Raw genomic sequence first — 21,875 nt, forward strand, 5'->3', positions numbered from 1 at the left:
TCACCTTCCAAAGCGCGACACCTAGGCAGCGGCGACCGCTCAATCTTGTGCTGTGGCTTCTATGCCTTTGACCATTCGAACGGACATATCACGCGGGCACCAGGAAACGCTTGCAAGACATCTGCCTCGGCTTTTTTCAGGAAAACCAGCTTGATATTCGCCCCCGCATCCATGGTCGCATAGGCTGCAAGACCATCTGTGCGGGCCTGCCACAGTCGCTGCAGGATCACCCAGCTTTGATCTGAAAGGTAGGTCAGCGCGGGACGTGCGGCTTGCATGGTCGCGTGCATGGCCAACGCATTTGCCTCGGCCGTTTGGCCTAGGGTTTCAAAGTCTCGCTCATTGATCGCTTTCTCGATGGTCTTGCAGTCCCGCTCGGCCATCTCGGGCCAGCTGAGAAACAGAGGGCTGGTATCGACCGTGTGGTTCATTCCATCGCGGGAAGAGTGCAGTTTCGGGCCTGTGTCCACCTCGACAATGGCAATGCGGAACTCCGGCCATACCAGATCCAGCGGCACACCGTGGCTGTCGCCACCGTCATCGCGCACGCCCTTGTCCCAGCGCACAAACCCATGCCAGAGCGAGCGTGTTGCGCTGCCGCTGCCCAATCGGGCGATCAGGCTCATATCCTGTGCTTGCAGGTCCAACCCAAAACTGCCGCATAGAGCGCGAGTCAACGCAGCAAAGCCCGAGGCGGAAGATGCCAAACCGGCCGCCGTCGGGATCGTGTTTCTGGTCGAAATCATCAGTGGCAGCTCTTGGCCACCGCGAAACAAATCCGCAAACGCAAGCGCCTTGCACGCAAAGCCCGAGGTCAGCGGCAGAGGCTGACCGTCCAGCAAGACCTGATCCGACCCGCTCTGGGATGGCTCGACAGTTGTATGAGACCCCCACTCCGCCAAAGAGATCGACAAGGAACTGTTGAGCGGCAGATTCAACGCTCTGCCCCGTTTGCCCCAATATTTCGACAACGCGATATTACTTGGGGCATAAGCGCTAAAGCTTTGTACCTCGCCCGCGTCTCGCATCGCTTGGTCAATGAGGGTCTGAACGGCGTCAGTCATGTATGATCAGTCCTTCGCTGGCCAGTGTCACCGGAGTGAACCCATCAGGCGGCACTCCCAGGGCCAGAACGCAATCGCCCAAGCCGGAGCCCGATATCTTGGCCGCCATGACACCTTCGGCCTGTCGGGCTGATGTGATGATCCGGTTCAGGGTTTCGTCGCTCACGCCCAAATCCTCCATGCGGGTCTGATAGCTTGTCAGGGCGTTCGCGAAGGCCACCCAATCGCGGTCCTTCGCGGCACTGATGGCATGATCGGCCAAGTCGCCCATATCCGTATAAAGTGATTTGAACTCGACTTCTCTTCCGATCATCCGTTCCGAAACCTTTTGCAAGACAACCGCAGTGGGGGTCTTGTAGCCGCAGTATCGCAGGCAGATCGTAGGAGGGTGAGGCAGTGCCACCATCTCTGGATTTGGTGGAGCGCGATAGGCCAGCATACCGCCCTGCAAGCTGGCAGCCAAATCGGCGCCACTGCCGCGGCCCTGAATGTCCTGAATGATCTGGTAGGCCTTAGAGTGAATACCGTTCAACGGCTGACCTGTGATAGTCAGAACGGCCCCCAGAGCGGCAATGGTCACGGCGGCAGATGACCCCAGCCCAAGCGTCGGGTCAATCTCCGACGAGATCGAGATATCCATCCCGACGTCAATCGCATCCCTGTGCATGGCGATTGCGGCGAGGACAAATTTGTAAGGCCCCACTGCCTGCACCTGATCCAAATCTACCGTTTGGGTTTCGGCAATATCTGAGGAAAGACGCACCAATTGATCGGTGCGTGGTCGCAGCGTCACCATTAGTCTTTGTTCAATGGCGGCCACTATCGCTCGGGAGCCGTAGACGACCGCGTGCTCTCCCGTAATCATGACCGATCCCGGTGCGCTGGCCCGTATCATGGACTGGCCTCGTCTGAGCTGTGAATAGGTGCCCTGCCCATCGCTGCACCTGTCGAGGTCAGACGCAACGCAGACCATTGCATCTGAGGATAGCCCGACATGAAATGGGCCATTTTGTTGTGGTCCTCCATATGCACCAGAACCACCCCACCAAAATCACCTCGCACAGACCCCGCGCCGCAGATTTTGGCCGCGCCACCAATGCCTTCGATCTGTCTGATAAACGTTTGGCACAGGTCCGGCACGACGCCGACTATCTCCAGCAATCGCTGGTTTTCGGAAATCGCATCGTCCGGGTCACGCCCCGAGGCGATGGCGGTCAAAAACGCGGTCGTACAGTCCCCGAAACGTTGCCAAAGGGTGTCGTTCTGCGCGTGTTCGACCTTGACCGCGCTGACACATTCGCCGGTGCTGCTTTCGGGCCTTCCGTGCAGGACCCAGTACCAACCGTTCCCCGTCAACAAGCCATGATCCGACGGTAACTCCGGCGCCGCGATACTCGTCTCGCCTGCACGCACAAGGCCACCTCGGACAACTGCCGCGGCATCAATCGGCCCCGCACGCCCATGCTTGAGGCGCTCGCAAAAACGGACCCGTTCATATCTCTCTTCAAGCGTTTTGGGCCGCTCCAACAGGTTTTCAAACAACACCGTTGTTGCCGCGACGATTGCGGCAGACGACCCCATACCCGCGCCAATCGGCAGCTCTGATCGACTGGCCAGCTGTCCGGGGGCCAGTTTGCTGTTCATCGCTCCAATGCCGGGGATCACGGACCCGGGCGCTGCGAGGCTGTCATGCAACAGTGAGGCAAGCGTATAGACCGCCAGATCATCGGGACGCGTGAGGATCTTGTGGACATCCAACTCGCCGCGCGTGAATTGATCAAAGCGCTGATCCAGTGACGCCTTGAACTGAGACAACAGTTTCAGAGGGTAGTATTCGCCTGACGACAGGTTCTCGAACGCGGTTTTCAAACCTTCACCCAAGCCCAGCGGCTGGAAAGACACTTCGGTGTAGCGGGCCACGGCCATTGCCAGTGCAGGCATGCCATACAGAACCGAATGCTCTCCGGACAGGATCAGCTTACCGGGCGCGTGGGCCCAGACTTTATCATGCGGTCCGGTCAACGTAGATGCGCTTGTTGTCGTCAATGCTTGCCAGTCTGTAGCGTCCTTTTGCCTCATCGGGCATGGGCGTATCAGTCCCGTCCTCGCCATTCCTCGCGTGCCAGAGGGCAACATATTCATCATACGAGACGGCGGTCCTGTCCTCCAGAATTTTCCGGTGGCGGGGTGCAAACAGGTGGTCTTGGTAGTCTTCGACAACTTTGGCGTCAAAGAATTCGCCCGTTGCGCCGGACCCATAGGAAAACAGCCCTAAGAATTTGCCCGCCAGATCGCTATCGCTGTTCTCCAACGTGGACAGGATCGCGAGGTACATCGATGCGGTATAGCTGTTCCCGACCTGACGATTGTAGATCATCCCCGGCAAAGCGGCCTGCATATCGGCCTCGGCTCTTGCCTCTTTCGCCAGACGCAGATGCGCCTTCTCGCCCATACGCGAGAATGGCAGGTGATAGCAGAACTGCGCAAACCCATCGTAGGGTAAGCCGCCATTTGCCTGATAATCGCGCCAGGACTCCACCAGCGCCCCAAGATAGCGCAGCGCCGAGTACTTACCGTCAACCAAGGGTGTGCGCCGGTGGTTGGGGCGCCAGAAATCCATGATGTCTTCGGTAAACAGGCCCGAGACAGTGCCGATCTCCAACAGCGTCGGATCAGCCGTGACCAGCATCGCAATGGCCGACGCCCCTTGCGTCGCCTCGCCCGAGCTGTCCAGATCATAGCGCGCGATATCCGAGGCGATCACAAGCACTTTGCGATCCGGTTTGCGCGATACATGAGCGCAGGCCATTTGCACGGCGGCGGTGGCAGAATAGCAGGCCTGCTTCAGTTCCACATTGCGCAGGTTCGAAGGCAGCCTAAGGAGCCGCTGCATATAGATACCCGCCGATTTTGATTGGTCGATCCCTGTTTCCGTTGCAAACAAGATGGTGTCGATCCCGTCTGCTCCGAATTGATCAATGATCGGCTTCGCGGCCTCGGTGGCCATGGTCACCACGTCTTCGTCATGCCCCGGCATGGCGATCTTTTCCTGCCCGATCCCGCGTGAGAACTTGGCAGGGTCGATGCCGTGATGCTGGGCCAGAGTGTCCAGCGAAATATAGCGATGAGGCGTAAAAAAGCTCATCGCGCTGATACCAGTAGAGATTACCAAAACTTTGACCTTGATCGGATCAGTGAGACATTTGCCTTCAGCTGAGATACATCGGCGCAGCCCAAAAGAAACATCGCCGTCTGAAATTCGCGACGTAACTTTTCGATTTGTCGGATGACCTGCGCGCTCGATTCCTGCGCTGCGGCCAAAAACGGCGCGGCCATTCCGCACAGATCTGCGCCAAGAATGATAGATTTGGCCATGTCCACACCGTCTCTTAAACCGCCACTGGCGATGAGTGTTGTTGGATCGGTCTTTTTGACCAAGACGTCCCGAGTTTCAAGCAAACTTTCGACCGTTGTCAGACCCCAATCCTGAAAAACCAGCCCTAGATCGTCCTGCTCGTCTGCGCGGCGGTGATATTCGATCCTGCTCCAGGACGTGCCCCCGCGACCGGCCACGTCGAAATGGCGTATACCGGCGTCATAGGCCAGCTCGACATCAGGGCCGGACAGCCCGGCACCAACCTCTTTGATCAGCACAGGCACCGGCATGTTCGACACCAGATCAGAGATCTTGCCAGACAGGTTGGAAAAGTCGCGATCCCCTTCGACCTGCACGGCCTCTTGCAGCGGGTTTAGGTGCAGGTAAAGCCCGTCGGCCTCAAGCGCCTGAACGGCCTGTTGGCAGTGGTCTGCATCTAGTCCTGCGTTCAGCTGCACGGCACCGATATTGCCGATCAACGGTATACTTGGCGCGGCATCTCGCAGTTGAAAACTGCCCCTCGAGGCAGGATCGGCGAATAACACACGCTGCGAGCCGACGGACATCGCGACCCTTGTCGCCTCGGCCGCCTCAGCAAGGTTGCGATTGATCCTTGCGATCTCGTCCCCGGTTCCACCCGTCATCGACGAAATCAGCAGCGGAAAGCTGAGCAGCTTTTCCAGAAACCGGGTGCCGGTGTCGACCGCATCCAGATCCAGTTCAGGCAAGGCGCGATGGGTCAGAGATATCGTGTCAAACCCGCTGCGCCTGCGTTCGACTTCGGGGTCTTCAAGTACAGCGCGCAGATGGTCCAGTTTGCGCCCGGCCACGCTGCGGTCGGCAGGTTTGGGGTTGGTCATCGCTCCAGTTCCATATGGGTGCGCACCAGCTCTCCGGGATTGGTTTGCGCGGCCATCAAGGACAGCTCACCGCACAACACCGCCCCGGCACAGATGCCAGCCAGCCGACGGGCGTTTTCGCCCGCCTCGCGCTCCTCTTTGCAGCCCATCAGACGCAGGTTTTCTTCGACCTGTTCATTGCCTTTTCCCGCCCCGACCGAACCGACGATCAGGTTCGGCAAGGTGCATGAGAAATACAGGTCTTCACCGCGCGCTTCGCAATGAACGATACCTTGGCTGCCCTCAATGATATTCGCGGCGTCCTGACCGGTGGCCAGATAGAAGGCCAGCAGAATGTTTGCGAAATGCGCATTGGCACTGCGCAGAGATCCCGCGAGATTTCCGCCAATCAGGTTCTTTTCGAGATTGAGCGCAACCATCTGCTCGGGCGTGGTGCGCAGCATGCGCCGCAGCAGTCGACCCGGAATTTCCACTTCGGCAATGACGTATTTGCCCCGCCCCAAAAGCCCGTTCGCAGCGGATGCCTTCTTGTCGGTACACAGGTTGCCCGAGATCGACGCGTAGGCCAATTGCGGCTGGTCATCCAAGACCCAGTTCAGCACCGCCTCGGCCGCCTTGGTCACCATATTGTGACCTGAGGCGTCCCCGGTGGAACACTCAATCCGAATAAACAGCAAGTTCCCAGCGATCTGACGATTCAGCTTGATCAGGCGGGCAAAGCGGCTGGTCGAGGAGATGATCTCGGCCACTTTGTCGGTCTGCGCCTCGATCCGTTGCCAGGCTTGATGCGCCGAGGCCGCATCCTGCGCACGTACGGCGATGGAGCGCGTCATCCGCTCATCAACCAGGGTGACCTGAATGCCGCCTGCATGCCGTGAAACACCTGCACCCCGCGCGGTGGAGGGCCATAAGGGCGTCTCGAACGTCGCCAGAGGGACGCTGACCTCGCCGGACACCAGATCCCCTCTGAACAGAATCGGCCCGACCCATTGGGTTGGAAGCGGGGTCACGAACGTAGATTTGGCGCGCACCTGGGGTCCCTTTTCAGTTTCGGTCGACAAAAGCGTCTGATCCGATGAGGGGTATCACCAGACCAAAGGGCCAATGTCAAACCGCCAAAGCCAAACATCGCGGCCGTCTCGGCGACCCCAATGGGTAAACGCATCCCGCATCAGCGACATGATGTCGTCGCGCGCGCCTAATCGTCAGCCCTCGGACAGGCGGGCCGACAGGACCTCGATCCCTTGGACCAGATCGTCATAGGTGTTGCGATCGGCCATGTACTCTCTCAACTGCTGGTTCAGCCCGCCCGGCGTGTTCAACGAGTCGACAAGATCGGCCATCGCGTTCTCGGTCTCCATCGGTGCGGCCATGATCGACCCTCCGATCAACAGGCGCAGGAATTTCTCAGCCTCATGGGTGCTGCCGGTTTTGTGGCCTAGCCAGTCAATCCCGACGGCCAGCGACTTTGCCACCACCGACAACAGGGCCTGTGCGGCCAGAAACTCGTTGAAATCACTCTCAGACTTCATGGTGATCACGGTGTTTGAACCACCATAGAGCGCCTCAATCGTTGGCGACGCGGGAAATACCAGAACCGGAGACCCGCCCGAGGCAATGGATGGGAACGGGATCATCAGCGTCTCGAACGTGGCCGGTGCAACGAGGGCCTGAACCTGTTCCGGCGAGATACCAACCATGAACGAGACAACCCGCTGGCCTTCGCAAAACCGCAGCGCGGACAGCATCGCCTCGGCCTGTTCGGCGGTCGATCCGACAAAGACCACATCGCTGGCATCCAAAACACCCTGATTGTCAGCCACGGTCACATTGTCAAAACGGGCCGACAGCTCGGATGAGTTGGCCCGGCCTCTTTCGCTGACAACAATGTCATGGCCATCGCTGACCAAACCTTCGGCGCAGGCCCGCGCAATGGTTCCAAACCCAAGATAGCCAAGCCTCATGTTTGCCTCCTGTTTTCCGGCACATGGTCGAGTCGCCCCGTTGATCGCGCTATTCGCCGCCGCACGCAAACCAATTCTCCACCGACCAGACATCAAATGGACGGAACGGACGGCTTCTTGCCCTGAACGATTGACGATCAGTTTCTCTGATGCTCAAAAGCTTGAATGATAAAGAACCAAATCACTCTCAAACAGCTCGAAGCCTTCACCTTCGTAGTCGATATGGGAACCTTCCGCGCCGCAGCGAACGCGCTTGCCACGACGCAGCCCAATATCTCTTCACGTATCGCCACGCTGGAAGATGCGTTGGGCACAAAGCTATTGTATCGCGATGCAGGCTCCGTGCGTCTGACAGCGAAGGGAGAGGCGCTGTTGGAAAAAACCAGAACGGTTCTCCGCGCAACCGAAGCCTTGCTGGAAGAGGCCGACCGACAGGATCTGATTCAGGAGCGGTTGCGTCTTGGCGTCACCGAATTGGTCGCCTGCACATGGCTGCAAGATTTTCTGCGTTGCCTAAAACAGCACTATCCCAATCTGAGCGTCGAGCTTGTGGTAGACCTGTCCAGCACGATTGATGAAAAGCTGCTGGAGGGGCAGCTTGATCTTGCGGTGCAGAACGGGCCATTCAAAACGGAACTGGACGGGACAAGAGAACTGACCGGCGAAGACTATGTGTGGGTGGCCAACACGACACTCGCCTCAGGCTTACCCGACGGGCGCAGCGTCGACCGGTTTTTCGCATTCTCCGTTCTGACCCATGCTCGCCACACAATTGCAGGGCACAGCCTGCACGCCATGGCGCAGGAACGCGGGCTGGACGCGCAAAAAATCGTGCATTCAAACGCTTTGTCCGCTTGTGTTCCGATGGTCTCAGAGGGTCTCGGGATCGCATTGCTGCCGCGCCCTCTGGTCCAGCGTGAGATCGACTCGGGTGCCCTGCTGGAACTCGAATCCGACTGGACAGCCGATCCGCTGCGGTTTTTTGCCCGCTATGATCCAACTCGGGCCGCACGGTTCGTGGAACATGCGGCGGAAATCGCCGCTCAGCTCAGGCCACAAAAAGGATAAATAAAACTGATCAAGGGTAGAAATTAAAGCAATTTGATTTTTCGTCCCGAGCTGGGTTTTAGTCGCGTTTGACAGGTACTCTTTCAAGCGGGCACGGGCATGACATCACATTCTTTCCGACTGGGCGTTGATATCGGCGGCACCTTTACCGATGTGGTTCTGGAAAAGGATGGACAGACATTTTCAACCAAAGTGCTGACAACCTATGCCGCGCCGGAAAACGCGATCATCGACGGGATGCAGCAGGTTTGTGCAAAGGCCGAGATCACTCCGGGCCAGATTGACCAGATCATTCACGGCACCACGCTGGCAACAAATGCACTAATCGAACGCCGGGGGGCGAAGACAGCGCTGATCACGACGGAAGGGTTCCGCGATGTGATCGAAATGCGGACCGAAAGCCGGTTCGAGCAGTACGACCTGAACCTCAAACTGCCTGACCCGCTGCTTCCGCGACACATGCGCTTTACCGTTCCCGGCCGCGTCGATGCGCGCGGCGAGGTTCTGGTTGATCTGACCCGTGCCGATGTCGAAGCCGTGGTGGACAAGATTGCACAAGCCGGGTTTGAATCGGTGGCGGTAGGTTTGATCCACTCCTACCTCAACCCAACGCATGAGCATATGGTGCGCGAGGTTCTGGCCGAGAAACTGCCTGACGTTTCGGTTTCGATCTCGTCCGAGGTTTCGCCTCAGATGCGCGAATATGAGCGGTTCAACACGGTCGTCGCCAACGCCTATATCAAGCCACTGATGGCCTCATACCTGGGTCGGCTCGAGGATCAATTGCGCGCCCAAGGCATAAAATGCCGGATCTTCCTGATGCATTCGGGTGGCGGCATCATCTCAATCCAGAATGCGGCGGAGTTCCCGGTGCGGCTGGTCGAAAGCGGCCCCGCTGGAGGTGCGGTTTTTGCGGCGCATATTGCGGCACGCTACGGTTTGGACAAAGTGCTGAGCTTTGACATGGGCGGCACCACTGCCAAGATCTGCCTGATCAAGAACCAGACGCCCAAAACCAGCCGCGTGTTTGAGGTCGCGCGGACCTATCGGTTCAAGAAAGGCTCGGGCATGCCGATTTCGATCCCGGTGATCGACATGGTAGAGATCGGCGCGGGCGGCGGCAGCCTGGCTCATGTGGACGGGATGCGCCAGATCCGCGTGGGTCCGGAAAGCGCCGGATCCGAGCCAGGCCCGGCCTGCTACGGGCGCGGTGGCACGCGCCCCGGTGTGACGGACGCTGATCTGGTTCTCGGTAAGCTGGACCCGAACAACTTCGCCGGTGGCTCGATCGTTTTGCACCCTGACAACTCCAAATCTGCGCTGACCGACCATGTTGGCAGTACGCTGGACATGGACCCGGTCGAGGCCGCCTTTGGCGTGGCCGAGGTGGTGGACGAAAACATGGCCAACGCCGCACGCGTTCACGCCGTTGAGAATGGTGAAGACCTGAGCGAATACACCATGATCGCTTTTGGGGGCGCGGCCCCTCTGCACGCCGGGCGTCTGTGTGAAAAGCTTGGGGTCGAACGCCTGCTGGTTCCGCCGGGGGCCGGGGTCGGCTCGGCTATCGGCTTCCTGCGCGCGCCTTTTAGTTTCGAGGCCAACCGCTCAGTCTATATGAAGCTCAGCGATTTTGATGTGGGACGGATCAGACAGCTTTTGTCAGATCTGAGAGACGAAACGATGGGCTTCGTGCGAACCTGCGATGCAACAAGCCCGATCCGGACCGATTTCAAAGCCTATATGCGCTATTCCGGTCAGGGATGGGAAATCCCGATCGAACTGACCGAAGAACAGGCAATGAACCCCGACGCCGCCACCTATCAGGCCCGGTTCGAGGAAGGCTATACGAAGCTTTTTGGCCGCCCGGTCGCGGGCATGGATATCGAGATCACGGTCTGGTCGGTCAACGCCAGCACGCCCCCCGAAGAGGTCACGCCGATTGCCGTCACGGGTGCAACAGCCCCGGCCATGTCCGAAGGCACGCGAGAGGTCTTTGACGCTGCATCCGGTCGCTATCTGGACGCTGATACTGTCGACCGCGAAAGTATGCAGAGCGGGCAGCGCGCCCAAGGACCTGCAATCGTGACCGAGGATGAAACAACCATCGTTGTCCCCGCCAGCCGGGATGCCATCCGCCAGCCGGATGGCTGCATCGACGTTGTGACCAAAGGAGCCGCGTGATGAGCAACGAGCAATCCAAAGTCACCTATCAGGTCATGTGGAACCGACTGATCTCGGTTGTTGAGGAACAGGCGCAGGCGTTGGTTCGGACGGCGTTCTCAACCTCGGTCCGCGAGGCCGGGGACCTGTCGGCGGGGGTCTACGACACGCACGGGAACATGCTGGCGCAGGCTGTGACCGGTACGCCGGGCCATGTGAACGCGATGGCAGATGCGGTTGCACATTTCATTCGCCGAATTGGCCGGCAGAACATGCATGAAGGCGACGTCTACATCACCAATGACCCGTGGGAGGGTACAGGCCACCTACATGACATCACTATGGTCACCCCATCCTTTCGCAAGGGCGCATTGGTCGGGTTCTTTGCCTGTACCGCGCATATCGTGGATATCGGCGGGCGCGGCTTCGGGGCGGATGCTCAAAGCGTCTATGAGGAAGGGCTGTACATCCCGATCATGAAGTTTGCCGACCGTGGCGATGTGGATGAAACGCTGGTGCGCCTCATTCGCGGCAATGTGCGCGAGCCGGATCAGCTGATCGGAGACATCTATGCTCTGACCACCTGTAACGAAATCGGCCATCGCCGTCTGATCGAAATGATGGAGGAGTTCGACCTCGAAACCCTCGATGGGATCGCCGCGTTCATCCTCGACAACTCCCGCCGAGCGACGCTGGAGCGTATCGCTGCCCTGCCTCAGAAAACCGCTGAGGGTGAAATGACGATGGACGGGTTTGATACTCCGATCACGTTGAAGGTCAGGATCAGCGTCGAAGGCGACAGGATCGTGACCGATTTCTCCGGCACTTCGGGGGTGGACAAGAAGGGGATCAATTGCCCGCTGGTCTATACCAAAGCCTATGCCTGCTACGCGCTCAAGGTCGCGATTGCGCCCGAGATCCCTAATAACGCGGCATCATTGGCCCCGTTTGAGGTCACCGCACCTGAGAACACCATCGTGAATGCACTGCACCCGGCTCCGGTCGCGCTGCGCCATATCGTGGGCCATTTCGTGCCCGATGCGGTCTATGACGCGTTCGACAAGATTGTTCCCGGCCTTGTCCCCGCCGAAGGTGCGGGCTGTCTGTGCAACTTTCAGGTTAGCCTGCGCCCCCGCACCGATGCTCCGGCCCCTAAAGGCGCCCGCCGGTCCGAAGTGCTGACCTTCAACTCGGGCGGGTCCGGCGCGCGGCCGGAACACGACGGGATGAACGCCACCGCCTTCCCCTCGGGCGTCATGACCATGCCGATTGAGGCCACCGAACATGCGGGTCCCGTTATCATTTGGCGCAAGGAACTCCGCCCGGACAGCGGTGGCGCAGGTAAAACGCGCGGTGGGTTGGGCCAGTATATGGAGGTCGGCGCGCAAGAGGGGTACGAGTTCGACATTCAGGCCATGTTCGACCGCAGCCAATATCCCGCGCGCGGTCGCCGTGGCGGGGGAAATGGCGCGCCTACCACCATTGCCCAGGACGACGGATCCGACATGCGGGTCAAAGGTAAACAGTTTGTACCACACGGACGCAAAGTCGTGATGGCGTTCCCCGGCGGTGCTGGCTACGGTGACCCGTCGGAACGGTCAAAACAGATGGTGAAGCGTGATCTGGCGCTCGGCTATATTTCAGACGAAACAGCATCACGCGACTATGGCTTGACGGCATCCGAGATCTCCGAGATCCACCTTGCCGTTGCAAAAGGAGAATACGAATGAGCAACCAAAGCCCGGCCCGGCAAAGCTATGACGTGGTGATCATAGGCGGCGCGATCATGGGGGCCTCGACCGCTTGGTTCCTGTCGGACAATGCCGATTTCAATGGCTCGGTTCTGGTGATCGAACGCGACATGAGTTTCGCCTCATGTTCAACCGGGCATACAAATTCTTGTATCCGGCAGCAATTCTCGGCCGAGCTGAACGTGCGGATCAGCCAGTTTGCCGCCGACTTCGTCAAGAACCTACGCGGCTATATGGGTGGAGACGACCGGGTGCCCGAGCTTTCGATCCATTCCTTTGGCTACATGTATCTGGCCGACAACGAAGGCTTTGCCAACGTGCTGCGCGAGAACCAGAAAGTGCAGTTGGCGGCAGGTGCGGCAACGCAGCTGATGAACGCGGATGAGATCAAGGCGGCCTACCCGTTCTACAATGTCGATGACATCCTTCTGGGCTCGATCAATCTGGTTGACGAAGGCTATTTCGACGGCGCAGCCCTCGATCACTGGTGGCGGCGGCAAAGCCGCGAGCGTGGAGTCGAATGGGTCCAGAACGAAGTCGTCGAGATCACCCGAAACGCCTCAGGCACCAAGGTCGAAAGCGTCACACTCGCCTCGGGCGAAGTCATTGCGTGCGGACAGGTGGTCAACGCATCCGGCCCTCGGGCGGCCAGAACCGCGCAGATGGCTGGGATTGACGTGCCAGTTGAACCCCGCAAACGCTATTCCTGGATTTTCAAGGCCGAACAGCCGCTAGACCGCGACCTGCCGTTGACCATTGATCCTTCTGGCGTTCATGTCCGCGAGGTCGGGGGCGGCACGTATCAATGCGGCGGACATTCCGACATCGACCCGGCGGTGGATTTCGATGATTTCAACATGGATCACGCCTTCTGGGAAAACCACGTCTGGCCCGTCCTCGCCACGCGTATCCCACAATTCGAAGCGATCAAACTGCAAAGTGAATGGGCCGGGCACTATGCGATGAACACCTTCGATCACAACGCGGTCATGGGTCCTCATACCGAGTTGTCGAACTTCATCTTCCTGAACGGGTTCTCGGGCCACGGGCTGCAGCAGTCTCCTGCGATGGGGCGTGGCACGGCCGAGTGGCTGACCTATGGCGAATACCGCGCGCTTGATCTGACGCCCTTCAACTACGAACGTATCCCGGCCGGGCAACCAATTATCGAAAAGGCAGTGATTTGATGGAGCTAACACCCAACCGTTTCACCCATGCAATCGCAAATGGCGACAAACAAGTTGGTGTGTGGGTCAGCCTGTGCAGCAACACTGCAGCCGAAGTCATAGCCACCGCAGGTTATGATTGGGCGCTGATCGACATGGAGCACAGCGCGAATGACTATCACAGCGTGTTGTCTCAGTTGCAAGCCTTCGAGGCGTATCAGACCACAGCACTAGTCCGCGTCGAATGGAACGATGCGGTCGTGGTCAAACGTCTACTTGATCTCGGCGCGCCGGGGCTTCTGTTTCCGATGATCCAATCGGTGGAAGAAGCCAAACGCGCCGTCGCGGCCACGCGCTATCCCCCGCGCGGCGTTCGTGGGATGGCCGGCGCAAGCCGCGCAACGGGTTTCGGCCGGATCAAGGACTATGTAACGCGCTGCGAAGACGAGCTGACGGTTCTACTGCAAGTGGAATCCCGCGCCGCCTTGGATCAAGCCGAGGCCATCGGCACTGTCGATGGTGTCAGCGGCATCTTCTTCGGTCCGGCGGATATCGCCGCCGATCTTGGGCATGTCGGCAATACCATGCATCCCGAGGTCTGGTCCGAGATCAGAAAAGCCGCGCAAAAACTGATCGCACGCGGGGTTCCCGTTGGCACCCTGGTCACCGACCCGGCCTTTGCGGCGGAGCTTTTGAACGAAGGGTTCACCTTCGTTGCCAATGCCATTGATACGGGCCTTCTGGCGCGCGCAGCTGACACGGCTCTGGCCCAGACGAAAGATCTCCTGAAATGAGCTTTGCCGCCTCGCGCCTTTCATCCGTGCACCCCTCGGCCTCAGCTTGGGTCAGCCAGGCCGCGAAAGAGGCCCGCGCGCGGGGTGAGGATGTCATTGATCTGGGCCTCGGAGAGCCCGACTTCGACACACCCGACCACATCAAGGAAGCCGCGCATCAGGCGGCTCTGGCGGGCGAGACCAAATACCCACCCACCAACGGCACCCTGACCATGCGGCAGGCTGTTGTCGACAAACTGCAGCGCGAGAACGATCTGACCTACGCCCCCGATGAAGTTATCGTGTCGAACGGGGCCAAACAGGTGCTGTTCAACGCTTTCATGGCCACGCTGGAGCCGGGCGACGAAGTCCTCCTCTGCGCGCCTTATTTTGGGCAGTACAAGGACATCGTGCTGATCCTAGGCGGCACGCCTGTAACCATCGAATGCCCGGCTGAGGACGGATTTCGCCTGACCCCCGACAGGCTGGGCGCCGCGATCACAACTAGGACACGCTGGCTGTTGCTGAACCAACCGTCGAACCCCTCGGGCGCGGTCTATTCGGACGCTGAGATCGCGGCCCTTGGCGCGGTTCTGGAACAACACGACCGCATCCTGATCCTGTCCGATGAGATCTACGAACACATCCTGTTCGACAATCGCATCTTCCGGTCTTTCGCAGCCCTGTGCCCGGCCCTGAAAGATAGGACGCTGACGGTAAACGGGGTCTCCAAGGCCTATGCGATGACCGGGTGGCGCATCGGCTATGGCGCAGGCCCGAAAGAGCTGATCGCCGCGATGACCAAGGTACAAAGCCAGATTTCCTCGGGCGCTTGTTCTATCGCGCAGGCCGCAGCGGCGGCTGCTTTGAACGGACCGCAGGATGAAGTGCGCCGTTTCTGTGCCGCGTTCGAGGCTCGCCGCGACCTTGTGGTCGAACGTATCCGCGACACTCCCGGCCTGACGCTCGACCCGCCGGGTGGGGCCTTCTACGGGCTGATCGGCTGCGAGGGCCTGATCGGGGCCACGACGCCCGACGGCGCAACCCTGGCCTCGGATGCCGATGTGACCGCCTATCTTCTCAGCGCAGCCGGTGTGGCGGCTGTTCCCGGCAGCGCCTATGAGCTGTCGCCCTTTTTCCGCATTTCAACCGCCGCGTCCGAAGACGTTCTGAACACGGCCCTGAACCGCATCTCTGATGCCGTTGCCAATCTGAAAGGAGTTCGCCCATGAAGAAACTTGTCCTCACCGGCGCAGCGGGGCGGCTTGGATCATACTTGCGCGGGCCGCTATCGAAACTGTGCGACGAGCTTGTCTCCTCGGACATTGCCGACAGTGTGCCCAACCTTGCACCGAACGAAAGCTACGTCAAAGCCGACCTTGCCGATCTTGAAGCTATGACAGAGCTGCTGAACGGCGCGGATATGGTGGTTCATTTTGGCGCCATCGCGGATGAGGCCCCAATGGATGTGCTTTGGGGCCCGAACTTCTACGGCGCCTATACCGTGTGGGAGGCCGCCCATCGCAACAATCTGCGGCGGGTGGTCTATGCCTCGTCGATCCATGCGGTCGGCATGCACAAAAAGACCGATTTCATCGGCATCGACGCTCCACACAGACCAGACACGTTCTATGGGCTTGCCAAGTGCTTCGCCGAAGACCTCGCCTCGCTATACTGGGACAAGCGCGGGCTCGAGGCCGTCTGCCTGCGCATCCTGTCCTGCGCGCAGGTCACGAACAACCGCGCGGTGGGAACGTGGCTCAGCTATGATGATCTGGTCCATATGGTGGAACAGGCAATCAAAACCCCGGTCACCGGATTCAGCATCGTCTATGGCGTGTCCGACAATGACCGTGCGCCCGTCGACAACTCCAAGGCGCGGCATCTGGGTTTCCGGCCCAAGGACAATGCCGAGCAATTCGCCGATGAGATCTTTGCCAAGAACGGCCCACTTGACCCCCTTGATCCCGCCAACATCCACCACGGTGGCCCATTTGCAGCCGTTGATCTGGGCAGCAGTGGTATGGCGCATCTGAACCTGAACGCAGACGATACGGCGAAGGAGTAACCATTAGTGCCGTCTTCCAAGTCTCTTTCTGTCCAAATCGAACAGGTCCTTTTTCTCTGAATACACCAGTTGCCGTGGGAGCATCGCAATGAGCAACGATCCACTTCTGCAGCCATACCAGTTGAAGCACCTCACCCTGCGCAACCGGATCATGACCACAAGTCATGAACCCGCCTATCCCGAAGACGGTATGCCCAAGGATCGCTACCGCGCCTATCATGCGGAACGCGCCAAGGCCGGTGTTGCGCTGGCGATGACGGCCGGATCGGCCTGTGTGTCCAAAGACAGCCCTCCGGCGTTCAACAACGTTTTGGCTTATCGTGACGAGGTGGTGCCTTGGATCAAAAACCTCACGGACGAGCTGCACGATCACGGCTGCGCAGTGATGATCCAGCTGACCCATCTGGGCCGCCGTACCGGTTGGAGCAAAGGGGATTGGCTGCCCTCGGTCGCACCGACGCATCATCACGAAACCGCGCATCGCTTAAATCCCAAACTCATGGAGGATTGGGACATCGCGCGGGTCATTCAGGACTATGCCGATGCGGCCGAACGCATGAAGGCAGGCGGCATGGATGGACTGGAAATCGAGTGCTACGGTCACCTGCCCGACCAGTTCTGGTCCCCGCTGACGAACGAACTTGAGGGGCCGTATGGCCCACAAACGCTGGAAAGCCGCACCCGTTTCGCACGTGAGGTTCTGGCCCGCATGCGCGACAAGGTGGGTGAAGACTTCCTTCTGGGTGTTCGCTTCTCGATGGACGAAACCACCCCCGGCGGCGTGAGTGAGGAAGAAGGGTTCCGCATCGCGCGTCTTCTCAGGGATGAGGGGCTGGTCGATTTCCTCAACTTGACGCGCGGGCGGATCGACAGTGATGCCGCGCTGTCAAAGGTGATCCCGTTGCAGGGGTCGCCCGCTGCGCCGCATCTGGCTTTCGCGGGCCGGATGCGGGCCGAGATCGGCCTGCCCACCTTCCACGCCGCCCGCATACCGGATGTTGCCACCGCCCGCCATGCCGTGGCCGAGGGGCGTCTGGACATGGTCGGCATGACGCGCGCCCATATGGCCGACCCGCATCTGGTGCAAAAGATCGTCGAGGGGCGCGAGGATGATATCCGGCCCTGCGTCGGGGCCACATACTGCCTCGATCGTATTTACGAAGGCGGCGAGGCGCTGTGTATCCACAACGCCGCAACCGGGCGCGAGCTGACGATGCCGCATCTGATCCCTGTGGCTAAGACCCCGCGCAAGGTTGTGGTCATCGGCACCGGCCCCGGCGGGCTCGAGGCCGCGCGGGTTGCTTCCGCCCGTGGTCATGACGTGACGGTGTTCGAGGCCGCCTCGGACCCCGGTGGGCAGATACGTCTGACCGCACAGTCCCAAAGGCGGCGCGAGATGATTGGGATCATCGACTGGCGCATGGCCCAATGCGCCGCACGGGATGTGCGTTTTCATTTCAACACCTGGGCCGAGGCCGAGGACGTCACCGCCCTGAACCCGGACCTGGTCATCGTGGCCACTGGCGGGCTGCCTCAGATGCGGCTGTATGAACGGATGGAGGATCTGCCACATGTCATCACCTCGTGGGACATTCTGTCGGGTGACGTAAAAGCCTGTGGCGATGTGTTGATCTTTGATGAGGCTGGCGATCACGCCGGGCTGCAAGCCGCCGAGATTGCCGCAGACACAGCGCAGGTCGAAATCATGGCCCCTGACCGCAGCTTTGCCCCCGATGTGATGGGGCTGAACCTCACGCCGTATCTGACCAACCTGCTAGACAAGGACGTGACTCTGACCGTGGCGCGCCGCCTCAAGGGCGTCCGGCGAGACGGGAACAGCCTGATCGCCGAGATCGGATCAGACTACAGCGCAAAATTGCAGGACCGGCCCTATGATCAGATCATTCTGAACTATGGCACATTGCCGAATGCCGACCTGTATTTCGACCTCAAGCCCCTGTCTTCAAATCTGGGACAGGTCGATCATGACGCGTTGATCAACGGCCAGCCGCAAAACCTTGTTGCGAACCCAGAGGGCCGCTTCCAGCTGTTCCGTATCGGAGACGCCATCGCCGCGCGCAACACGCACGCGGCGATCTACGATGCCCTGCGCCTGTTGAAAGACCTCTGACGCAGGACTTCTAGGCCTAGTGGTATCCGATCGACCTTTAGAGTCGCTGCGCACAGCGCGCTCGGGTCAATCTCTGTTCCGCAGCGATGTCACCTCAGAGAAGCGCGCGCACTTTTTCCAGCAGTGCCGCGTTTACGGCAACGCCTTCGGTTGCCGCCCGCTCGCGGCAGGTGTGGCGGCCGTCGCCCGGCAGGCGCGCGCCATCTTGGTCGCGGAACGCGGCAATCAGTTCACCCAGCTTCTCTTGGAATGCTCCGCCCGAGGTCGCCTGCGGGTCAATCGCTATGAAGAACTGCCCTGTTTTAGGCGGGCCACCCGCGGTGCCCGAGAACGGGCTGGCGACCGAACCCAGCGTTGCGCCGGTCATCGCGGCGGCCATCAGTTCAACCGTCAAAGCAATTCCTACGCCTTTGTAGTCGCCCGATGGGACCATGGAGCCCTTTAGGCCAGCCTCAGGGTCTGTGGTGGGCTGGCCGTCCGCGTCCAAAACCCAGCCTTCTGGTACGGGCTTGCCTTCGCGGGCATGTTTCATGACTTCGCTTTTGGCGATGGTGCTGGCGGACTGGTCGATCAGAAGCGCCGCGTTTCCATCCGCATCGGGGGCCGAGATCGAGAACGGGTTGGTGCCGACAACCGGCTTTGCCCCACCCGACGGCGCGATTGAGGCCGGCGCGTTGGTGAAACCGATCCCCATCAGGCCTGCCTGCGCCAGACGCTGGGTATGCACACCCAGAACGCCGCAGTTATACGAGTTGTTGATGGCCAGAACCGCAACACCTTGCTCGCGCGCCAGCGGGATCAGCTTTTCGAACCCCAGATCAATCGCGCTGTGGGCGAACCCGGTGACCGCGTCCACTGTGACGACTGCAGGGCGCGGCTGGGCAACGATAGGCTTGGCGGCTCCGTCAACCTTGCCGCATTCCACGTGCTGCGCATAGATCGGGATGTAGGCCAACCCGTGCGAGGCGACGCCATCCGCTTCAGTCATTGCTGTCGCAACGGCAAGAGGGCGCGCATTTTCCTCGGATGTCCCGGCTTTGACAAGAGCGCGGAAGGCCAGATCTTCGATCTCGGCTAGACTCAGGGTTTCGGTGGCGGTCATTCTTCTTTTCCGTTCGTATCTATGTACCCCTTTTCGCAAGGGGCGAAGTTTCAGTCGTTGTCGCTGAGGCCCGCGCCAGCACCGCGCAAGCGGCTTTCTTCGGTCGCGGGTGCGAATGTGCGGTGGGCAAAGGCGCCGAGCCTGTTCCAGTCAACGTCGGACACCTCGGCGCGCAGGACCGGCTCGCGGCGGCCTGTCATCTCGGCCGGCGCGCTGAAGACCATCTTGTCTGCGTGACGGGTCTCAAGCGCCTCGGGCGTGGCCTGAACACAGATCTGCCGCCCATCCGTCGCCAGACGCGCCCCCTGCCATTCGGCCGCAACCGGAACGCCCAAACGCAGCGCAGCCCCTCCCATGAAGGGAACGGCCAACAAGGGCAGGCTGACATTCTCCATGGTGATCGAGCCGCGATCCATCAGACGAACAGCACAATCGCTAAGTGAGGCCCCGGCGATCAGCGGGCTCATCCGGCGCGTGGGCGCATGCCAAATCTCAGCGCTCAGCGAGACAGGCGAGACATCGATCGACGGGATACGATCGTTCATCTCCAACAGGTCGGCCAGCAATTCGGCGCCCGAAAACCCGAAGGCCGACAGCCAGCGCGTTCCCTTGGCGGCCTCTTCCGCCAAACCCCAGGACAAGCCTGCACCGCGCGCAGCGCGTTTGCTCATGGCCTCGATTTCGTTCAGAGAGTGGCTCATGCAGCGGCCCCTTCAAGTTCCGGGAAAACCCAGAAATCGGCGTTTTCAGATGTCAGTTCATGCGGCAGTGGCGCGTTGCCATACATGCAGATGCGCACCCAACGGTCCGAGCGGGGATCGAACTTGGTCGCCCCGAAGAAGGACAGCTTGCAGCGCAGCATGTCGATAGGCAGCACCCGGTCTGAGATCGTGTTGTCGCGGATTTCGGCATAGGGCGCGCGCCCTACGATCTGAACGCGGCGCAGCACGTGGCGGTGTTCGGGGTGGCGCAACAGGAAATCAGCAACCTGCGCATCATCCGACCAATGGGCCAGCGCCTGAAACAGCTGCGCGGCATCCCGACCGGGGGCCAATGGCTGCTCGTATTCCTCGATCGGTTCCTCGAAACGTTCACCCAGACGCGGCTCCAGCTTTTCTTCCGAGACATACCAGGCGCGCGCTTTGCTGGCGGGTGTCGCCCAATCGGTCTCAATGGCCCAGCCGTAGATATCCTTGAGCAGCGCCCGCAGATCGCCGATCTTCATCGCCCCGGCGATGCGGAACGTGGCGGTATTGTCGGCTGCCATGCCTTCGGCAAAGGCGTCGACCAGTTCCCCATAGGGTTCCAGCATCAGCGAGGCAATCCATTCTTGACCCTCAAGGGTCAGTGACTGCTCGGCCCAGGAATAGAGCGCATCCCAGGGGTGATCCGCGCCAAGATCCGCGCTGGAGAGATAGTCCTGCAGCTTGGCGATATCGTCCCGCAGGGCGGCGAGTTTTTCGATCTGGATCGGGTGTTCGGACTGCCAGGTCTCGACGATCTGCATATTGCGCAGCAGCACATCACGGAACACCGCGATCTCCGCATCGCTGGCCTTCTCAACCCCGCGCACGACCTGAATCGCGCCTTCGCGCGCCGCCATCCAGTTGTTGAACAGCACCGGATGGTTCAGCAAGAACGGCGCCATACCCAGACCGGTCGAGTTTCCAATCCCCATCGAGCGCGCGATCCCGGCATCCAGCTTCGCGGCCTGTGCGCCGTTGGCCGCGGCGCGGGTATCAGCCATATATTGCACCAGATCGGTCACGAACCAGCGGGTCAGGTAGACCGACAGCATCTCAACCTGGAACGGAGCGCGGAATTCCGGACGGTCGGCGATCATTTCACGATCCGCAGCGCCCAGCTTGCCGGACCCGTAAACTGCAGTGGTCCGCATCAGGTAACCCACCGCGTCAATCTTCTCGGTCGAGGGCTGGCGACCCTCAGCCAGTTCGCTCACCACATGCTCCCACAAACGCACGGAGCGGTTGGCGCGGGACACTGACAGTTCAGACCCGGTGACACGCCCAGCTTCCTGAACGGGGATATTGTGCAAAAGACGCTCGATATCCGCGTCGGTCGGCACACCGTCAAACAAGGTGAAGGTAGCATCCCAGGCCTCGGCGATCACCCGATCCGAACGTTTCTCGGGCGGCAGATCATGGGCATAGGCGATTAGGGAATAGGACCGTTCGGGCCCATGCGCGGTGTAGACGGCATGGCCAACGCCGGTGCTGTCAATCTCGAACGCAGTTTTTTCAAACCGCCAGTTTTCCCGAGCCAGTCGTCGCGTCAGGATACGCATGAACGAAAGGCGCGACTGATGCATGGAGCCAAGACGGGCAAGGCGCATCACCATGTTCGGATCACGACGGGAAACGTCTGTCAT

18 protein-coding genes are annotated in these 21,875 nt (G+C 60.1%); 8 read left to right on the forward strand and 10 right to left on the reverse strand.

Features of this window, described 5'->3' with window-relative positions; genetic code table 11:
* Nucleotides 1-59: 59 nt before the first annotated feature.
* From mvaD to ACP15L_RS13410, 7 genes are all read right to left on the reverse strand, one after another.
* Nucleotides 60-1,064, reverse strand: a complete 1,005-nt coding sequence (gene mvaD / locus ACP15L_RS13380) for a diphosphomevalonate decarboxylase (RefSeq protein WP_425084533.1) — start codon at nt 1,062-1,064, stop codon at nt 60-62.
* A complete protein-coding gene (locus ACP15L_RS13385; protein ID WP_425084534.1) occupies nt 1,057-1,959 on the reverse strand; it encodes a mevalonate kinase family protein in 903 nt (300 codons plus the stop codon). Before ACP15L_RS13385 ends, mvaD begins: the two co-directional genes overlap by 8 nt.
* Nucleotides 1,956-3,086 carry a mevalonate kinase family protein gene (locus tag ACP15L_RS13390; RefSeq protein WP_425084535.1) on the reverse strand — a complete coding sequence of 377 codons (1,131 nt, stop codon included), beginning with the start codon at nt 3,084-3,086 and terminating at the stop codon, nt 1,956-1,958. Before ACP15L_RS13390 ends, ACP15L_RS13385 begins: the two co-directional genes overlap by 4 nt.
* Nucleotides 3,070-4,236 carry a hydroxymethylglutaryl-CoA synthase gene (locus ACP15L_RS13395; protein WP_425084536.1) on the reverse strand — a complete coding sequence of 389 codons (1,167 nt, stop codon included), beginning with the start codon at nt 4,234-4,236 and terminating at the stop codon, nt 3,070-3,072. Before ACP15L_RS13395 ends, ACP15L_RS13390 begins: the two co-directional genes overlap by 17 nt.
* Nucleotides 4,230-5,300, reverse strand: coding sequence for a type 2 isopentenyl-diphosphate Delta-isomerase (fni, locus tag ACP15L_RS13400; RefSeq protein ID WP_170720049.1), 1,071 nt, complete (start codon nt 5,298-5,300; stop codon nt 4,230-4,232). The genes ACP15L_RS13395 and fni overlap by 7 nt, the downstream gene beginning before the upstream one ends.
* Nucleotides 5,297-6,331 (reverse strand): hydroxymethylglutaryl-CoA reductase, encoded by a 1,035-nt coding sequence (locus ACP15L_RS13405; protein WP_425084537.1) that lies wholly within the window; start codon nt 6,329-6,331, stop codon nt 5,297-5,299. Before ACP15L_RS13405 ends, fni begins: the two co-directional genes overlap by 4 nt.
* Nucleotides 6,332-6,505: 174 nt before the next feature.
* Nucleotides 6,506-7,264, reverse strand: a complete 759-nt coding sequence (locus tag ACP15L_RS13410; RefSeq protein ID WP_425084538.1) for an NAD(P)-binding domain-containing protein — start codon at nt 7,262-7,264, stop codon at nt 6,506-6,508.
* Nucleotides 7,265-7,429: 165 nt separating this feature from the next.
* Between ACP15L_RS13410 and ACP15L_RS13415 the strand changes: the two genes are divergently transcribed.
* The 8 genes from ACP15L_RS13415 (at nt 7,430) to ACP15L_RS13450 (ending at nt 18,384) form a co-directional block, all read left to right on the forward strand.
* Nucleotides 7,430-8,332: a LysR family transcriptional regulator gene (locus ACP15L_RS13415; RefSeq protein WP_425084539.1), complete on the forward strand. Its 903-nt coding sequence runs from the start codon at nt 7,430-7,432 to the stop codon at nt 8,330-8,332.
* 99 nt (nt 8,333-8,431) lie between these two features.
* The gene (locus ACP15L_RS13420; RefSeq protein WP_425084540.1) at nt 8,432-10,516 is read left to right on the forward strand and encodes a hydantoinase/oxoprolinase family protein; all 2,085 of its coding nucleotides are present in this window, start codon (nt 8,432-8,434) and stop codon (nt 10,514-10,516) included.
* A complete protein-coding gene (locus ACP15L_RS13425) occupies nt 10,516-12,225 on the forward strand; it encodes a hydantoinase B/oxoprolinase family protein (protein WP_425084541.1) in 1,710 nt (569 codons plus the stop codon). The genes ACP15L_RS13420 and ACP15L_RS13425 overlap by 1 nt, the downstream gene beginning before the upstream one ends.
* The gene (locus tag ACP15L_RS13430; RefSeq protein ID WP_425084542.1) at nt 12,222-13,433 is read left to right on the forward strand and encodes an NAD(P)/FAD-dependent oxidoreductase; all 1,212 of its coding nucleotides are present in this window, start codon (nt 12,222-12,224) and stop codon (nt 13,431-13,433) included. Before ACP15L_RS13425 ends, ACP15L_RS13430 begins: the two co-directional genes overlap by 4 nt.
* Nucleotides 13,433-14,206 (forward strand): HpcH/HpaI aldolase family protein, encoded by a 774-nt coding sequence (locus tag ACP15L_RS13435; RefSeq protein WP_425084543.1) that lies wholly within the window; start codon nt 13,433-13,435, stop codon nt 14,204-14,206. Before ACP15L_RS13430 ends, ACP15L_RS13435 begins: the two co-directional genes overlap by 1 nt.
* Complete coding sequence (locus ACP15L_RS13440; RefSeq protein WP_425084544.1) at nt 14,203-15,417, forward strand: pyridoxal phosphate-dependent aminotransferase; 1,215 nt, start codon at nt 14,203-14,205, stop codon at nt 15,415-15,417. The genes ACP15L_RS13435 and ACP15L_RS13440 overlap by 4 nt, the downstream gene beginning before the upstream one ends.
* Nucleotides 15,414-16,253, forward strand: coding sequence for an NAD-dependent epimerase/dehydratase family protein (locus ACP15L_RS13445; RefSeq protein WP_425084545.1), 840 nt, complete (start codon nt 15,414-15,416; stop codon nt 16,251-16,253). Before ACP15L_RS13440 ends, ACP15L_RS13445 begins: the two co-directional genes overlap by 4 nt.
* An 88-nt stretch (nt 16,254-16,341) precedes the next feature.
* Nucleotides 16,342-18,384: an FAD-dependent oxidoreductase gene (locus ACP15L_RS13450; protein ID WP_425084546.1), complete on the forward strand. Its 2,043-nt coding sequence runs from the start codon at nt 16,342-16,344 to the stop codon at nt 18,382-18,384.
* Nucleotides 18,385-18,478: 94 nt separating this feature from the next.
* On the opposite strand, the gene ACP15L_RS13455 is transcribed toward ACP15L_RS13450, so the two are convergent.
* The 3 genes from ACP15L_RS13455 to ACP15L_RS13465 are packed head-to-tail and all read right to left on the reverse strand — an operon-like array spanning nt 18,479 to nt 21,875.
* Entirely contained in the window at nt 18,479-19,486 is a 1,008-nt protein-coding gene (locus ACP15L_RS13455) for an Ldh family oxidoreductase (RefSeq protein ID WP_425084547.1), read from the reverse strand.
* Nucleotides 19,487-19,536: 50 nt separating this feature from the next.
* Nucleotides 19,537-20,187, reverse strand: coding sequence for a DUF3726 domain-containing protein (locus ACP15L_RS13460; protein ID WP_425084548.1), 651 nt, complete (start codon nt 20,185-20,187; stop codon nt 19,537-19,539).
* Nucleotides 20,184-21,875: a hypothetical protein gene (locus ACP15L_RS13465; protein ID WP_425084549.1), complete on the reverse strand. Its 1,692-nt coding sequence runs from the start codon at nt 21,873-21,875 to the stop codon at nt 20,184-20,186. Before ACP15L_RS13465 ends, ACP15L_RS13460 begins: the two co-directional genes overlap by 4 nt.

The sequence above is a fragment of the Ruegeria profundi genome (assembly GCF_049800715.1).
In the GTDB taxonomy this organism is placed as follows: domain Bacteria; phylum Pseudomonadota; class Alphaproteobacteria; order Rhodobacterales; family Rhodobacteraceae; genus Ruegeria; species Ruegeria profundi_A.

What these genes read in the sequence shown, in the direction of transcription:
- ACP15L_RS13465 (WP_425084549.1), bottom strand. Translation starts at nt 21,875, where the DNA reads ATGACAGACGTTTCCCGTCGTGATCCGAACATGGTGATGCGCCTTGCC.
- ACP15L_RS13455 (WP_425084547.1), bottom strand. Translation starts at nt 19,486, where the DNA reads ATGACCGCCACCGAAACCCTGAGTCTAGCCGAGATCGAAGATCTGGCC.
- ACP15L_RS13450 (WP_425084546.1), top strand. Translation starts at nt 16,342, where the DNA reads ATGAGCAACGATCCACTTCTGCAGCCATACCAGTTGAAGCACCTCACC.
- ACP15L_RS13385 (WP_425084534.1), bottom strand. Translation starts at nt 1,959, where the DNA reads ATGATACGGGCCAGCGCACCGGGATCGGTCATGATTACGGGAGAGCAC.
- ACP15L_RS13460 (WP_425084548.1), bottom strand. Translation starts at nt 20,187, where the DNA reads ATGAGCCACTCTCTGAACGAAATCGAGGCCATGAGCAAACGCGCTGCG.
- ACP15L_RS13430 (WP_425084542.1), top strand. Translation starts at nt 12,222, where the DNA reads ATGAGCAACCAAAGCCCGGCCCGGCAAAGCTATGACGTGGTGATCATA.
- ACP15L_RS13440 (WP_425084544.1), top strand. Translation starts at nt 14,203, where the DNA reads ATGAGCTTTGCCGCCTCGCGCCTTTCATCCGTGCACCCCTCGGCCTCA.
- ACP15L_RS13445 (WP_425084545.1), top strand. Translation starts at nt 15,414, where the DNA reads ATGAAGAAACTTGTCCTCACCGGCGCAGCGGGGCGGCTTGGATCATAC.
- fni (WP_170720049.1), bottom strand. Translation starts at nt 5,300, where the DNA reads ATGACCAACCCCAAACCTGCCGACCGCAGCGTGGCCGGGCGCAAACTG.
- ACP15L_RS13435 (WP_425084543.1), top strand. Translation starts at nt 13,433, where the DNA reads ATGGAGCTAACACCCAACCGTTTCACCCATGCAATCGCAAATGGCGAC.
- ACP15L_RS13420 (WP_425084540.1), top strand. Translation starts at nt 8,432, where the DNA reads ATGACATCACATTCTTTCCGACTGGGCGTTGATATCGGCGGCACCTTT.
- mvaD (WP_425084533.1), bottom strand. Translation starts at nt 1,064, where the DNA reads ATGACTGACGCCGTTCAGACCCTCATTGACCAAGCGATGCGAGACGCG.
- ACP15L_RS13425 (WP_425084541.1), top strand. Translation starts at nt 10,516, where the DNA reads ATGAGCAACGAGCAATCCAAAGTCACCTATCAGGTCATGTGGAACCGA.
- ACP15L_RS13415 (WP_425084539.1), top strand. Translation starts at nt 7,430, where the DNA reads ATGATAAAGAACCAAATCACTCTCAAACAGCTCGAAGCCTTCACCTTC.
- ACP15L_RS13410 (WP_425084538.1), bottom strand. Translation starts at nt 7,264, where the DNA reads ATGAGGCTTGGCTATCTTGGGTTTGGAACCATTGCGCGGGCCTGCGCC.